The sequence below is a fragment of the Streptomyces massasporeus genome, from assembly GCF_014648995.1.
Classification (GTDB): Bacteria; Actinomycetota; Actinomycetes; order Streptomycetales; family Streptomycetaceae; genus Streptomyces; species Streptomyces massasporeus.
In genome coordinates this window covers 173,338-186,265 of the sequence record NZ_BMSE01000004.1, presented here as the reverse complement: position 1 = coordinate 186,265, position 12,928 = coordinate 173,338, and the positions used below count along the sequence as shown (strand labels likewise).

The 12,928-nt window shown below is 68.1% G+C and carries 11 protein-coding genes and 1 tRNA gene; 9 read left to right on the top strand and 3 right to left on the bottom strand.

All coding sequences use genetic code 11. The annotated features are described in order from the left end of the window. Positions 1-270 precede the first annotated feature (270 nt). The 6 genes from IE153_RS12400 (at position 271) to IE153_RS12375 (ending at position 6,901) form a co-directional block, all read left to right on the top strand. Positions 271-1,095 (top strand): hypothetical protein, encoded by an 825-nt coding sequence (locus IE153_RS12400; RefSeq protein ID WP_189589768.1) that lies wholly within the window; start codon positions 271-273, stop codon positions 1,093-1,095. 108 nt (positions 1,096-1,203) lie between these two features. Continuing rightward, entirely contained in the window at positions 1,204-2,433 is a 1,230-nt protein-coding gene (locus IE153_RS12395) for a branched-chain amino acid ABC transporter substrate-binding protein (RefSeq protein WP_189589995.1), read from the top strand. A 138-nt stretch (positions 2,434-2,571) separates the two neighbouring features. Further along, positions 2,572-3,501 carry a branched-chain amino acid ABC transporter permease gene (locus tag IE153_RS12390; RefSeq protein ID WP_189589767.1) on the top strand — a complete coding sequence of 310 codons (930 nt, stop codon included), beginning with the start codon at positions 2,572-2,574 and terminating at the stop codon, positions 3,499-3,501. Positions 3,502-3,505: 4 nt separating this feature from the next. Beyond that, positions 3,506-5,320, top strand: a complete 1,815-nt coding sequence (locus IE153_RS12385; protein WP_189589766.1) for a branched-chain amino acid ABC transporter permease — start codon at positions 3,506-3,508, stop codon at positions 5,318-5,320. A 4-nt stretch (positions 5,321-5,324) separates the two neighbouring features. After that, positions 5,325-6,188 (top strand): ABC transporter ATP-binding protein, encoded by an 864-nt coding sequence (locus IE153_RS12380; RefSeq protein ID WP_189589765.1) that lies wholly within the window; start codon positions 5,325-5,327, stop codon positions 6,186-6,188. Then, positions 6,185-6,901: an ABC transporter ATP-binding protein gene (locus tag IE153_RS12375; RefSeq protein ID WP_189589764.1), complete on the top strand. Its 717-nt coding sequence runs from the start codon at positions 6,185-6,187 to the stop codon at positions 6,899-6,901. The genes IE153_RS12380 and IE153_RS12375 overlap by 4 nt, the downstream gene beginning before the upstream one ends. Before the next feature lie 82 nt (positions 6,902-6,983). Here the strand turns inward: IE153_RS12375 and IE153_RS12370 are convergent, their stop codons facing one another. Beyond that, on the bottom strand, positions 6,984-7,640 hold the full coding sequence (locus IE153_RS12370; RefSeq protein WP_189589763.1) for an ANTAR domain-containing response regulator: 657 nt from the start codon (positions 7,638-7,640) through the stop codon (positions 6,984-6,986). A gap of 102 nt (positions 7,641-7,742) precedes the next feature. Here IE153_RS12370 and IE153_RS12365 point away from each other — a divergent pair. Both IE153_RS12365 and IE153_RS12360 read left to right on the top strand, forming a co-directional pair. Further along, positions 7,743-7,817: transfer RNA gene (locus IE153_RS12365), tRNA-Leu, on the top strand. Between the two features lie 106 nt (positions 7,818-7,923). Continuing rightward, on the top strand, positions 7,924-8,667 hold the full coding sequence (locus IE153_RS12360; RefSeq protein WP_189589762.1) for a helix-turn-helix domain-containing protein: 744 nt from the start codon (positions 7,924-7,926) through the stop codon (positions 8,665-8,667). 5 nt (positions 8,668-8,672) lie between these two features. On the opposite strand, the gene pyk is transcribed toward IE153_RS12360, so the two are convergent. Both pyk and IE153_RS12350 read right to left on the bottom strand, forming a co-directional pair. Continuing rightward, positions 8,673-10,094 carry a pyruvate kinase gene (gene pyk, locus IE153_RS12355; protein ID WP_189589761.1) on the bottom strand — a complete coding sequence of 474 codons (1,422 nt, stop codon included), beginning with the start codon at positions 10,092-10,094 and terminating at the stop codon, positions 8,673-8,675. Positions 10,095-10,260: 166 nt separating this feature from the next. Continuing rightward, on the bottom strand, positions 10,261-10,977 hold the full coding sequence (locus IE153_RS12350) for an SIMPL domain-containing protein (protein ID WP_189589760.1): 717 nt from the start codon (positions 10,975-10,977) through the stop codon (positions 10,261-10,263). A gap of 162 nt (positions 10,978-11,139) precedes the next feature. Between IE153_RS12350 and IE153_RS12345 the strand changes: the two genes are divergently transcribed. Further along, the gene (locus IE153_RS12345) at positions 11,140-12,924 is read left to right on the top strand and encodes a bifunctional metallophosphatase/5'-nucleotidase (RefSeq protein WP_189589759.1); all 1,785 of its coding nucleotides are present in this window, start codon (positions 11,140-11,142) and stop codon (positions 12,922-12,924) included. Positions 12,925-12,928: the final 4 nt, after the last annotated feature.

Sequence of the window (12,928 nt, the reverse complement as noted above, 5' to 3'; positions counted from 1 at the left end):
TCCGCGCACCCCCCAACCCCGCACCCCGCACAGCGGCGGGCACCGCCCGACTCCCCCGCCGCCCGCCCCCCGCACCCCGCACCGCGCACCCCGCACAGCGGCTGGGCACCGCCCGACTCCCCACTCGCCGCCCACCCCTCCCCGCGCCGCCCGGCTTCAGCGCACCCGCCCTCCCCGCGCCACCCGGCATCCCGCCCCACCCAGCACCCCGCACCGCCGCCTTCCCCACCCCGCCCCCCTCCCCTACCGTGACCCCATGAGGCTGCGCCCATGAGCGGCATCGGCCCCGTCGAACCGGCCAACGAACCGGTCAACTCGACGGACGAGGAACGCAGTTGCGACGTCGTCGGCACCGATGCGTCGCGTCCTGGTGACCGGCTCGCCGGCCACTGGAGCGGGCTCCCGGCCGGGCGGAGGAGGGCGGTCGTCGCGGCGGCCGTGATCGCCGTCGCCGCAGCCTCGACCCTCGCGCTCCCCCAAGCCCTCGCGCCCGACCCGCACCCCCCGCCGTACGACCCGGTGCCCGCCCCCACCCCCTGGCCCGCGACCGTCACCGCCTGGCACTACCTCGGTCCCGCCGGATCCCTCAACTCATCCGGAAAGACAGGACGGTTCCGGTTCGCCGTCACGGTCGAACACGGCCCCGCCGTCACCCTTCGGGTCGCCGGCACCTCCTACCCGGGGCTCACCGCCCGCGCCGTCCCCGGCCCGGCCTTCACCGTGCCCGCGGGCACACCCCGCGGCATCACCGTGGAAATCACCGTTTCCGATTGCTCGGCGCTCCCGCCGGAAGTCGATCACCCTTTTCTCGACGTAACGCTCCGTAACGCGCGCGCAATACAACGCCACAGCTTCATCTTCGGCCGCGCCTACGCCCGGGACCTTTCCGATCTCTTCCGGGCCGCATGCGGCCCGAGGACCGCACGATCTCAGCCATGGCCAACCGGAAGTGCGGGTTCTCAGAATGCGGACCTCGGCGAAAATCCACCAAACCCGCCGAGAGGGGCACCGGCCGAGACCAGGCATCCACGCCGTCATAACAAGAAAGTCACAAGCGAGCCCGCGCCGCTGACCCTGCCCTTACCCCGGGCTTAGAGTCACGGCCAGTCACCGCTCCATCGGGAGTTCGGTACCAGCGCGGCACTCACCCCCCGACCAGGGCGGGGCCTGCCTGTGAAAGGACTGATTGTGCGACAGCGTTCCTTGGTGATTCTTACCTCCGTTCTCACGACCGGAGCTCTGACTCTCACCGCCTGCGGTTCCCGAGACGACAGCGGTGACAAGGGCGGAGACAACGGGAGCGGCACCACGCTGACCATCGGCGTCGACGCCCCGCTCTCCGGTGAGAACTCGACCACCGGCCTCGGCATCCAGTACGGCGCTCAGATAGCCGTCGACGACGCCAACAAGAACAACTGGGTCCCGGGCGTGAAGTTCAAGCTCAAGGCCCTGGACGACAAGGCGCAGCCCGCCACCGGCCAGTCCAACGCCACCAGCATCGTCGGCGACAAGACCGCCGTCGGCGCCGTCGGCCCGCTGAACTCCGGCGTCGCCCAGACGATGCAGCAGGTGTTCGCCTCGGCCAACATGGTCCAGATCTCCCCCGCGAACACCGCGCCCGAGCTGACCCAGGGCAAGAACTGGCAGACGGACAAGAAGCGCCCGTTCAAGACCTACTTCCGCACCGCCACCACCGACGAGCTGCAGGGCAGCTTCGCCGCCGGCTACGCGTACAACGGCCTCAAGAAGAAGAAGGCCTTCGTCGTCGACGACAAGCAGACCTACGGCGCCGGCCTCGCGAAGATCTTCAACGAGCAGTACAAGAAGCTCGGCGGCAAGGTCGTCGGCAGCGACCACGTCAACACCGGCGACAAGGACTTCGGCTCCCTCGTCACGAAGATCAAGAACTCCGGCGCCGACCTGCTCTACTACGGCGGCCAGTACGACGAGTCCGCGCTGATCACCAAGCAGCTCAAGGACGCCGGCGTCAAGATCCCGCTGTTCGGCGGCGACGGCATGTTCGCCTCGACCTACATCGAGGCCGCCGGCAAGTCCTCCGAGGGTGACCTCGCCACCGCCATCGGTGTCCCCGCCGACACCCTGCCCGCGGCCAAGACGTTCATCCAGACGTACAAGGACAAGGGTTACAAGGGCGACTACGGCGCGTACGGCGCCTACGCCTACGACGCCACCACCGCCATCATCAAGGCCGTCAAGGCCGCGGCCGACGCCAACGGCGGCAAGGTGCCCACCGACATCAACGACCTGCGCTCCAAGGTCGTCGACGGTGTCCAGAAGTCCGACTTCGAAGGCCTCACCGGCAAGATCTCCTTCGACCAGTACGGCGACACCACCAACAAGCAGCTGACGGTCTACCAGGTCGAGAAGGGTGCCTGGAAGGACGTGGAGACCGGCACCGCCGACCTGAAGTAGTCCGGCCCGCCACAACGCCACACCACGGGCCGCGCGGAAGGGGACCCCGACCGCGCGGCCCGTTTCCACACCCCCACACAGCACGCGACCACGCACACATCCAGTGCACACGACCACCAGCGACATGGAGGCCATGCGGTGAACACCCTGCCGCAGCAGCTGGCCAACGGGCTGCTTCTAGGCTCGATGTACGGGCTGATCGCCATCGGCTACACGATGGTGTACGGCATCGTCCAGCTCATCAACTTCGCGCACGGCGAGATCTTCATGACCGGGGCCTTCGGTGCCCTCACGGTCTACTTCTACATCCTGCCCGACGGCACCTCGATGGCCCTCGCCGTACCCCTCATGCTCCTCGGCGGCGCCATCGTGGCCATCCTCATCGCCGTCGGAGCGGAACGGTTCGCCTACCGCCCCCTGCGCGGAGCACCACGCCTGGCACCGCTCATCACGGCCATCGGCCTCTCGCTGGCCCTCCAGGAGGTCGTGCGCAACTTCTACCCCGGCGCCGACCGCGCCCGCGCCTTCCCCGGCCTCGACGCCACCCACGACATCGGCTCCGTCACCATCAAGGACGCCGACATCTTCCTCATCCTCGCCGCCATCCTCTGCATGGCCGCCCTCGCGATCTTCGTCCGCCGCAGCCGCACCGGCCGCGCCATGCAGGCCACCGCGCAGGACCCGGACACCGCGCAGCTGATGGGCATCGACACCAACCGCATCATCGTCATCGCCTTCGCCATCGGCGGGTTCTTCGCCGCCGTCGCCGCCGTCGCCTACGGACTCAAGTACGGCAACGTCGACTACCGCATGGGCTTCCTGATGGGCCTCAAGGCCTTCACCGCGGCCGTCCTCGGCGGCATCGGCAACATCTACGGCGCCATGCTCGGCGGCGTCGTCCTCGGCATCGCCGAAACCCTCGCCTCCGCCTACATCGACGAGATCCCGGGCATGCAGCAGCTCGGCGGCCAGAGCTGGGCCAACGTGTGGGCCTTCTGCCTCCTCATCCTCGTGCTCCTCTTCAGGCCACAGGGCCTGCTCGGCGAGCGCGTCGCGGACAGGGCGTGATCACATGACCGAGACGACCAAGACGCCCGTGCCGGACGCCGTCCCCACCCCGCCGCCCGCACCGCGTGGACTCATACCCCTGCCCGAAGCGGCCGCCCGCGCCCTGCTGCTCGCCGGCGGCATCGCCACCGCCGCCTCCGCGTTCCTCGCATGGACCTGGACCGCCGAATTCCCCGGCGACCTCACCATCAACGGCTACCCCGGTGGCCTGCAGTGGCTGACCTTCACCGCCGGCGTCCTCACCGCCCTGTTCGCGCTCGCCTCCTACGGCGTCCGCGGCCTCGGCTGGCTGCTGCCCGCCCGCAACAACGCGCCGCTCGCCCTCACCGCACTCGGCGGCTTCACCGTCACCTGGTTCACCGTCATCGCCATCAGCGCCAACCTCGGCGGCGTCGTCAACCTCGAACCCGGTGGCTGGATCGCGGCCATCGCCTCCCTGCTGCCCGTCCTCGGCGCCTTCGCCCTCCCCCAGGAGCGCACCGGCACCAACGGCACCAAGGAAGCCATCAAGGCCTACATCGCCAAGCCCGACCGCATCCCCGCCGCCCAGGCCATCGCGCCCTGGATCCAGCGGGCCGTCATCACCGCGGTCACCATCATCGGCCTCGGCGTCTTCACCTACGGCATCGACACCGAGTACGGCGAACTCTTCATCGGCTACCTCTTCGTCGTCACCTTCGCGATGTGGGCAGTGCACACCGCCGGCCTCATGGACCGCTTCTCGGCCCTCGTCGCCGCCAACCGCAGCTTCACCCTCGCCATGGGCTTCGCCGCGGCCATCGCCTTCCCCTTCACCCAGACCGACGACCACTACGCCAACATCGGCGTCAACATCCTGATCTTCGGGACCGTCGCCCTCGGCCTCAACATCGTCGTCGGCCTCGCCGGACTCCTCGACCTCGGATACGTCGCCTTCCTCGGCGTCGGCGCCTACACCGCCGCCCTCGTCTCCGGCTCCGAGTTCTCCACCATCTCCGGCGTCCACCTGCCCTTCTGGGCCTCCGCCCTGGCCGGCGCCGCCGCGTCCCTCGTCTTCGGCGTCCTCATCGGCGCCCCGACCCTGCGACTGCGCGGCGACTACCTCGCCATCGTCACCCTCGGCTTCGGAGAGATCTTCCGCATCGCCGTCAACAACATGGACGGCGACTCCGGACCCGACGTCACCAACGGCCCGAACGGCATCGCCAACATCCCCGACCTGAACTTCTTCGGCTTCAACTTCGGCCAGGCCCACGACATCGGCGGATTCACCCTCGGCCGCTTCGCCAACTACTACCTGCTGATGGTCCTCATCATGGCCATCGTGGTCCTGGTCTACACGCGTGCGGCGGACTCCCGCATCGGCCGCTCCTGGATCGCCATCCGCGAGGACGAGACCGCCGCCACCGCCATGGGCATCAACGGCTTCCGCGTCAAGCTCGTCGCCTTCGCCCTCGGCGCCTCCCTCGCCGGCCTCGCCGGCACCGTCAGCGCCCACGTCACCTACAGCGTCGTCCCCACGCCGTACCAGTTCGCCGGCTCCACCCCGCCCAACTCCGCGTTCCTCCTGGCCGCGGTCGTCCTCGGCGGCATGGGCACCGTGGCCGGACCGCTCCTCGGCGCGGCCCTGCTCTACCTGCTCCCCGAGAAGCTGGTCTTCCTCCAGGACAAGTCGCTCCTCGCCTTCGGCATCGCGCTCATCCTCCTGATGCGCTTCCGCCCCGAAGGCATCATCGCCAACCGCCGGCGCCAGCTCGAATTCCACGAGACCGGCCAACTCGACGTACCCAAACAGACCACGCTGACCGACGAACCGGCCGTCACCAAGGCGGGGGCGTAAGAACATGACCACTCCTGTACTCGAAGCACGCGACGTCACGATGCGCTTCGGCGGCCTCACCGCCGTACGCTCCGTCGACTTCACGGTCAACGCCGGCGAGATCGTCGGCCTCATCGGCCCCAACGGCGCCGGCAAGACCACCTTCTTCAACTGCCTGACCGGCCTGTACGTCCCCACCGAGGGCACCGTCTCCTACAAGGGCACCGTCCTCCCCCCGAAGCCCCACCTGGTCACCCAGGCCGGCATCGCCCGCACCTTCCAGAACATCCGCCTGTTCGCCAACATGACGGTCCTGGAAAACGTCCTCGTCGGACGCCACACCCGCACCAAGGAAGGCCTCTGGTCCGCCCTCCTGCGCGGCCCCGGCTTCAAGAAGGCCGAACGCGCCAGCGAGGAACGCGCCATGGAACTCCTCGAGTTCATCGGCCTCGCCCACAAGCGCGACCACCTCGCCCGCAACCTCCCCTACGGCGAACAGCGCAAGCTCGAGATCGCCCGCGCCATGGCCTCCGAGCCCGGCCTGCTGCTCCTCGACGAGCCCACCGCCGGCATGAACCCCCAGGAGACGCGCGCCACCGAGGAACTCGTCTTCGCCATCCGCGACAAGGGCATCGCCGTCCTCCTCATCGAGCACGACATGCGCTTCGTCTTCAACCTCTCCGACCGCGTCGCCGTCCTCGTCCAGGGCGAGAAGCTCGTCGAGGGAACCGCCGAAGTCGTCCAGGCCGACGAGCGCGTCGTCGCCGCCTACCTGGGCGAACCCTTCGAAGGCGACCCCGGCGAGGCCGAAGCCGCCGAGGTCGAGGCCGCCGAAGCCGCCGCCGACGCGACCAGCACCACCAGCAGCACCAAGGGAGAAGCCCAGTGACCGCACTCCTCGAGGTCGAGGACCTCCGGGTCTCCTACGGCAAGATCGAAGCCGTCAAAGGCATCTCCTTCAGCGTCGAAGCCGGCCAGGTCGTCACCCTCATCGGCACCAACGGCGCCGGCAAGACCACGACCCTGCGCACCCTGTCGGGCCTGCTCAAGCCCACCTCCGGGAAGATCCTCTTCGACGGCAAGCCGCTCAACGGCGTCGCCGCCCACAAGATCGTCGCCCTCGGCCTCGCCCACTCCCCCGAGGGCCGGCACATCTTCCCCCGCCTCACCATCGCCGAGAACCTCCAGCTCGGAGCCTTCCTCCGCAAGGACAAGGACGGCATCGAGAAGGACATCCAGCGCGCCTACGACCTCTTCCCCATCCTCGGGGAACGCCGCAAGCAGGCCGCCGGAACCCTCTCGGGCGGCGAACAGCAGATGCTCGCCATGGGACGCGCCCTGATGTCCCAGCCCAAGCTGCTCATGCTCGACGAGCCCTCCATGGGCCTCTCCCCGATCATGATGCAGAAGATCATGGCGACCATCTCGGAGCTCAAGTCCCAGGGCACGACGATCCTCCTCGTCGAACAGAACGCCCAGGCCGCGCTCTCCCTCGCCGACCAAGGCCACGTCATGGAGGTCGGCAACGTCGTCCTCTCCGGAACCGGGCAGGACCTGCTGCACGACGAGTCGGTACGCAAGGCGTACCTGGGCGAGGACTGAGGTCCCGGCCTGTACGCCGAGAGGCCCGCTCCCCCTTCGGTCGAAGGGGGAGCGGGCCTCTTACGTCTGCGACGTCTGTGACTCAGCCCTTGTCGGCCTTCTTCTCGTCGGCGTCCTGAATGACCGCCTCAGCCACCTGCTGCATCGACATCCGACGGTCCATCGACGTCTTCTGGATCCAGCGGAAGGCCGCCGGCTCCGACAGCCCGTACTCCGTCTGCAGAATCGACTTCGCCCGGTCCACCAGCTTGCGCGTCTCCAGCCGGAGGGTGAGGTCGGCGACCTCCTTCTCCAGCTCCTTCAGCTCCGTGAACCGCGACACGGCCATCTCGATCGCCGGCACGACATCGGTCTTGCTGAACGGCTTCACGAGATACGCCATCGCGCCGGCGTCCCGAGCACGCTCCACCAGATCCCGCTGCGAGAACGCGGTCAGCATCAGCACCGGCGCGATGCTCTCCTCCGCGATCTTCTCCGCCGCGGAGATGCCGTCCATCTTCGGCATCTTCACGTCCAGGATCACCAGATCGGGCCGGTGCTCACGAGCCAGCTCCACCGCCTGCTCACCGTCACCGGCCTCACCGACGACGCTGTACCCCTCCTCCTCCAGCATCTCTTTGAGATCGAGCCGGATCAGCGCCTCGTCCTCGGCGATGACGACCCGCGTCGTCATCGGAGGCACGTGCGACTTGTCCTCATCAGGCACGTCAACAGGCTGGGGCGACTCGGGGGCACTCACGTGGGCTCCTTGGTAGGGGCAGGCCGGTACTGCTCCCAAGAGCGTACCTAGCTGCGGTATGGTGGTCAGGCAGTGGGTCGAGGTCAACCTTGGATTCACCGGGCCCCGGTAGCCCAATTGGCAGCAGGCAATGGATTCAAAACCCATACAGTGTCGGTTCGAGTCCGACCCGGGGCACTTTTCCTTGTTTTCCAAGGTCACTCATTCGAAGCGGATGTCCACGTTCTCGTGAACATCCGCTTTTCGCTGCGTATCGCCATGAGGGCGCTCTCACAGTGGCCGTATGTACGACGTCGGCACACGCGAGCGAGCACTCGCACTGGTGGCCCAGGGCCGCAGCCTGAACTCGGTGAGCCGTGAGACAGGCGTTTCACGAGCCGCCATCCGCTCTTGGCAGAGCCGCCTCGAACCGCTCCCACGCATCGCGCCTCCGGCTCCCGGCCCGCCCGCCGATCAGCGCGCATACGCGTACCTGCTCGGCCTCTACCTCGGCGACGGCTGCATCAGCGCTCACCCCAGGGGCGGACACTATCTGCGCATCGCCTGCGCGAACTCCTGGCCCGGCCTGATCGACGCATGCGAGGCCGCCATGCGCGCCATCAGCCCCACCGGGCGGTGTTATCGCGTACAGGCCGAGGGCTACGTTTCCGTGGTCGGTTACAGCAAGCACTGGCCGCTCTTCTTTCCGCAGCATGGTCCCGGCAAGAAGCACGAGCGGCACATCGCACTGGAGCCCTGGCAGCAGGCCATCGTCGACGGCCATCCCTGGGAGTTCATCCAGGGACTCATCCACTCCGACGGCTGCCGGATCACCAACTGGACGACCCGGATCGTCGGCGGGCAGCGAAAGCGCTACGAGTATCCGCGGTACTTCTTCACCAATCTCTCGGCCGACATCATCCGCCTCTTCACCGCGGCGCTCGACCAGGTGGGCGTCGAATGGAAGAAGGCGAACACGCGCAACATCTCCGTCGCCCGCAAAGCCTCCGTCGCTCTCATGGACGCCCACGTCGGACCCAAGTACTGACGTGGTTACTCCGCGATGTGGTGGACGCGGACCATGTTCGTCGAGCCGGAGACTCCGGGTGGGGAGCCCGCCGTGATGACGACCGTGTCGCCGGGGCGGCAGCGGCCGTAGCGGAGGAGGAGTTCGTCGACCTGGTCGACCATCGCGTCCGTGGAGTCGACGCACGGGCCGAGGAAGGTTTCGACGCCCCAGGTCAGGCTGAGTTGGGAGCGGGTCGCCTGGTCGGGGGTGAAGGCGAGGAGGGGGATCGGGGAGCGGTAGCGGGAGAGGCGGCGGGCGGTGTCGCCCGACTGGGTGAAGGCGACGAGGAACTTCGCGCCGAGGAAGTCGCCGATCTCCGCCGCCGCGCGGGCGACCGCGCCGCCCTGGGTGCGGGGTTTGTTGCGTTCGGTCAGCGGCGGGAGGCCCTTCGCCAGGACGTCTTCCTCCGCCGCTTCGACGATGCGGGCCATCGTGCGGACGGTCTCGATCGGGTGCTTGCCGACGCTGGTCTCGCCGGACAGCATCACCGCGTCGGTGCCGTCGATGACCGCGTTGGCGACGTCGGAGGCCTCGGCCCGGGTGGGCCGGGCGTTGTCGATCATCGAGTCGAGCATCTGGGTGGCGACGATGACCGGTTTGGCGTTGCGTTTGGCGAGTTTGATGGCGCGCTTCTGGACGATCGGGACGTGTTCCAGTGGCATTTCGACGCCGAGGTCTCCGCGGGCGACCATGATGCCGTCGAATGCGGCGACGATGTCGTCGATGGTGTCGACGGCCTGGGGTTTTTCGATTTTGGCGATGACGGGGAGGCGGCGGCCTTCCTCGTCCATGATGCGGTGGACGTCCTGGATGTCGCGGCCGGAGCGGACGAAGGAAAGGGCGATGACGTCGAATCCGGTGCGCAGGGCCCAGCGGAGGTCGTCCTCGTCCTTTTTGGAGAGGGCGGGGACGGAGACGGCGACGCCGGGAAGGTTGAGGCCTTTGTGGTCGGAGATCACTCCGCCTTCGAGGACGGTGGTGTGGACGCGGGGGCCGTCGACGGCGGTGACTTCGAGGCAGACCTTGCCGTCGTCGATGAGGATGCGTTCGCCGGGGGTGACGTCGGTGGCGAGGCCGGCGTAGGTGGTGCCGCAGATGCGGCCGTCGCCTTCGATGCCTTCTTCGACGGTGATGGTGAAGGTGTCGCCGCGTTCGAGGAGTACGGGTCCTTCGGTGAAGTGGCCGAGTCTGATTTTCGGGCCTTGGAGGTCGGCGAGGAGGCCGACGCTGCGGCCGGTCTCGTCGGCGGCTTTGCGGACCCGGTGGTAGCGCTCCTCGTGTTCGGCGTGGCCGCCGTGGCTGAGGTTGAAGCGGGCTACGTCCATTCCGGCGTCGACCAGGTGTTTGATCCGGTCGTACGAGTCGGTGGCGGGCCCCAGGGTGCAGACGATTTTTGCTCGGCGCATGAATCGAGCCTATGAGTTACCGACTGGTAGTGAATTGGCCGAGGGTGACCACTCAACAGACTTTGCGTTTAAGCGTTATTGACAAGTGCCGAATTGTGCGGCGGGGCGCTCCGATGAGCACTTCGAGGAATTCGGTCCGATTTTCGAAAGAAGGCCGTGGGTATGCCTAGAGCTGCGGCGGCACCATGGTGAAGCGGGCGTTGATCTGGGCGTGGACGCGTTGACGCTGGGGTTCGAGGTCGAGGGGGGCGGGGGTGTCCTCGGCGGCGCCGGCGAAGGCGGCGGAGCGCATGCGGCCGGGGGCCTGGGGGTAGGCCGGCGGGGCGCTCTCGGCGCCGATGTCGGCGAGTTCGACGAGGGCGGAGAGGCTGGTGCCGAGGGCTTCGGCGTACTCGCGGGCGCGCTGGACGGCTTCGCGCACGGCCTTCTTCCTGGCCTCGCGGTGGGCGGGCGAGTCGGGGCGCAGGGCCCACCAGGGGCCGTCGACGCGGGTGAGTTCGAGGTCGGCGAGGCGGGTGGTGAGTTCGCCGAGGGCGGTGAAGTCGGTGAGTTCGGCGGTGACGCGGACGCTGCCGTGGTAGGTGCGGACGCGTTCGCCGCGGCCGTGTTTGGTGAGTTCGGGGGTGATGGAGAAGGCGCCGGTCTCCAGGCGTTCGACGGCGTCGCCGTAGGACTTGACGAGGTCGAGGAGGCCGGCGTTGCGGCGGGTGAGGTCGTCGAGGGCGGAGCGGCGGTCGCGGCCGCGGGCTGCGACGGTGATGCCGATGCGGGCGATCTCGGGGTCGACTTCGAGGCGGGCTTCGCCGCGGACGGCGATGCGGGGGGCCTCGGGTGTGCCGTAGGGGACGGCGGGCTGGGAGGCGTCTGGGGTGGCCGCGGTCATACGCCCCACTCTGTCATGTCTGGGCTGGTTGGCGGCCGGGAGTTCGGGGGCCGAGTCATCAGATCGCAACCTGCCGGGTCTGTTGCGGCCGGTCGTGGGCGGGTCAGAATCTACGCGCGTTATCTACGCGCGTCGTTCACAGATTCCGCAGGGGAGCCAGACATGCCGTTGAACCGCCGGAAGTTCCTGGAGAAGTCCGCCGTGACCGGGGCGGGGGTGGCGCTGGCCGGTGCGGTCTCGGCGCCGGGTGCGCAGGCGGCGGAGGCGAAGCGGTACGCGTTCACCGTGCTGGGGACGACGGACCTGCACGGCAACGTCTTCAACTGGGACTACTTCACGGACAAGGAGTTCGACGACAAGGACCACAACGACGTCGGCCTCGCGAAGGTCTCGACGCTGGTCAACCAGGTCCGTGCGGAGAAGGGCCGCCGCAACACGCTGCTGATCGACGCGGGCGACACCATCCAGGGCACCCAGCTGTCGTACTACTACGCCAAGGTGGACCCGATCACCGCCAAGGGCGGGCCGGTGCACCCGATGGCGCAGGCGATGAACGCCATGGGCTACGACGCGGCGGCGCTGGGCAACCACGAGTTCAACTACGGCATCCCGGTGCTGCGCAAGTTCGAGCAGCAGTGCGACTTCCCGCTGCTGGGCGCGAACGCGCTGGACGCGAAGACGCTGCGCCCGGCGTTCGCGCCGTACAGCATGCACCGGCTGCGCACTCCGCACGGGCGGGACGTGAAGGTGGCGGTGCTGGGGCTGACCAACCCGGGCATCGCGATCTGGGACAAGGCGAACGTCCAGGGGAAGATGACGTTCCCGGGTCTGGAGGAGCAGGCGGCGAAGTGGGTGCCGAAGCTGCGGTCGATGGGCGCGGACGTGGTCATCGTGTCGGCGCACAGCGGTTCGTCGGGGACGTCGTCCTACGGTGACCAGCTGCCGTACATCGAGAACGCGGCGGCTCTGGTGGCGGAGCAGGTGCCGGGGATCGACGCGATCCTGGTCGGGCACGCGCACACGGAGATCCCGGAGTACTTCGTCACGAACAAGAAGACGGGCAAGCAGGTCGTGCTGTCGGAGCCGCTGAAGTGGGGGCAGCGGCTGACGCTGTTCGACTTCGAGCTGGTCTTCGAGAAGGGCTGCTGGAAGGTCGAGAAGGTGGGCGCGAAGGTCCTGAACTCCAACACGGTGGAGGAGGACTCGAAGATCACGAAGCTGCTCGTCGACGAGCACGAGAAGGTCGTGGCGTACGTCAACCAGGTCATCGGCACCAACGCGGCGGAGATGACGTCGGCCCAGGCGCCGTACAAGGACGTGCCGATCATCGATCTGATCAACCACATCCAGGCGGACACGGTGAAGCAGGCGCTGGCGGGCACGGAGCACGCGTCGCTGCCGGTGTTGTCGCAGGCGGCGTGCTTCTCGCGCAGTGCCCGGATCCCGGCGGGCCAGGTGACGATCCGGGACGTGGCGGGTCTGTACGTGTTCGAGAACACGCTGGAGGCACGTCTGATGACGGGGGCGCAGATGAAGGCGTACCTGGAGTTCTCGGCGAACTACTTCGTGCAGACGGCGCCGGACGCGGCGGTGGATCCGGCGAAGCTGACGAACGCGAACGGCACGCCGGACTACAACTACGACGTGGTGAGCGGTCTGTCGTACGAGATCGACATCGCGAAGCCGGCCGGGTCACGGGTGACGAACGTGCGCTTCGAGGGGCAGCCGCTCGCGGACGACGCGAAGTTCGTGTTCGCGGTGAACAACTACCGGGCCAACGGCGGCGGCAACTTCCCGCACGTCGCCGCGGCCCAGGTGCTGTGGTCGAACTCGGAAGAGATCCGCAACACCATGATCGCCTGGGTGAAGGCGAAGGGGTCGATCGACCCGGCCGCGTTCGCGGGGGTCGACTGGAAGCTCACCCGTAACGGCACGCCCGTTTTCTGATCCG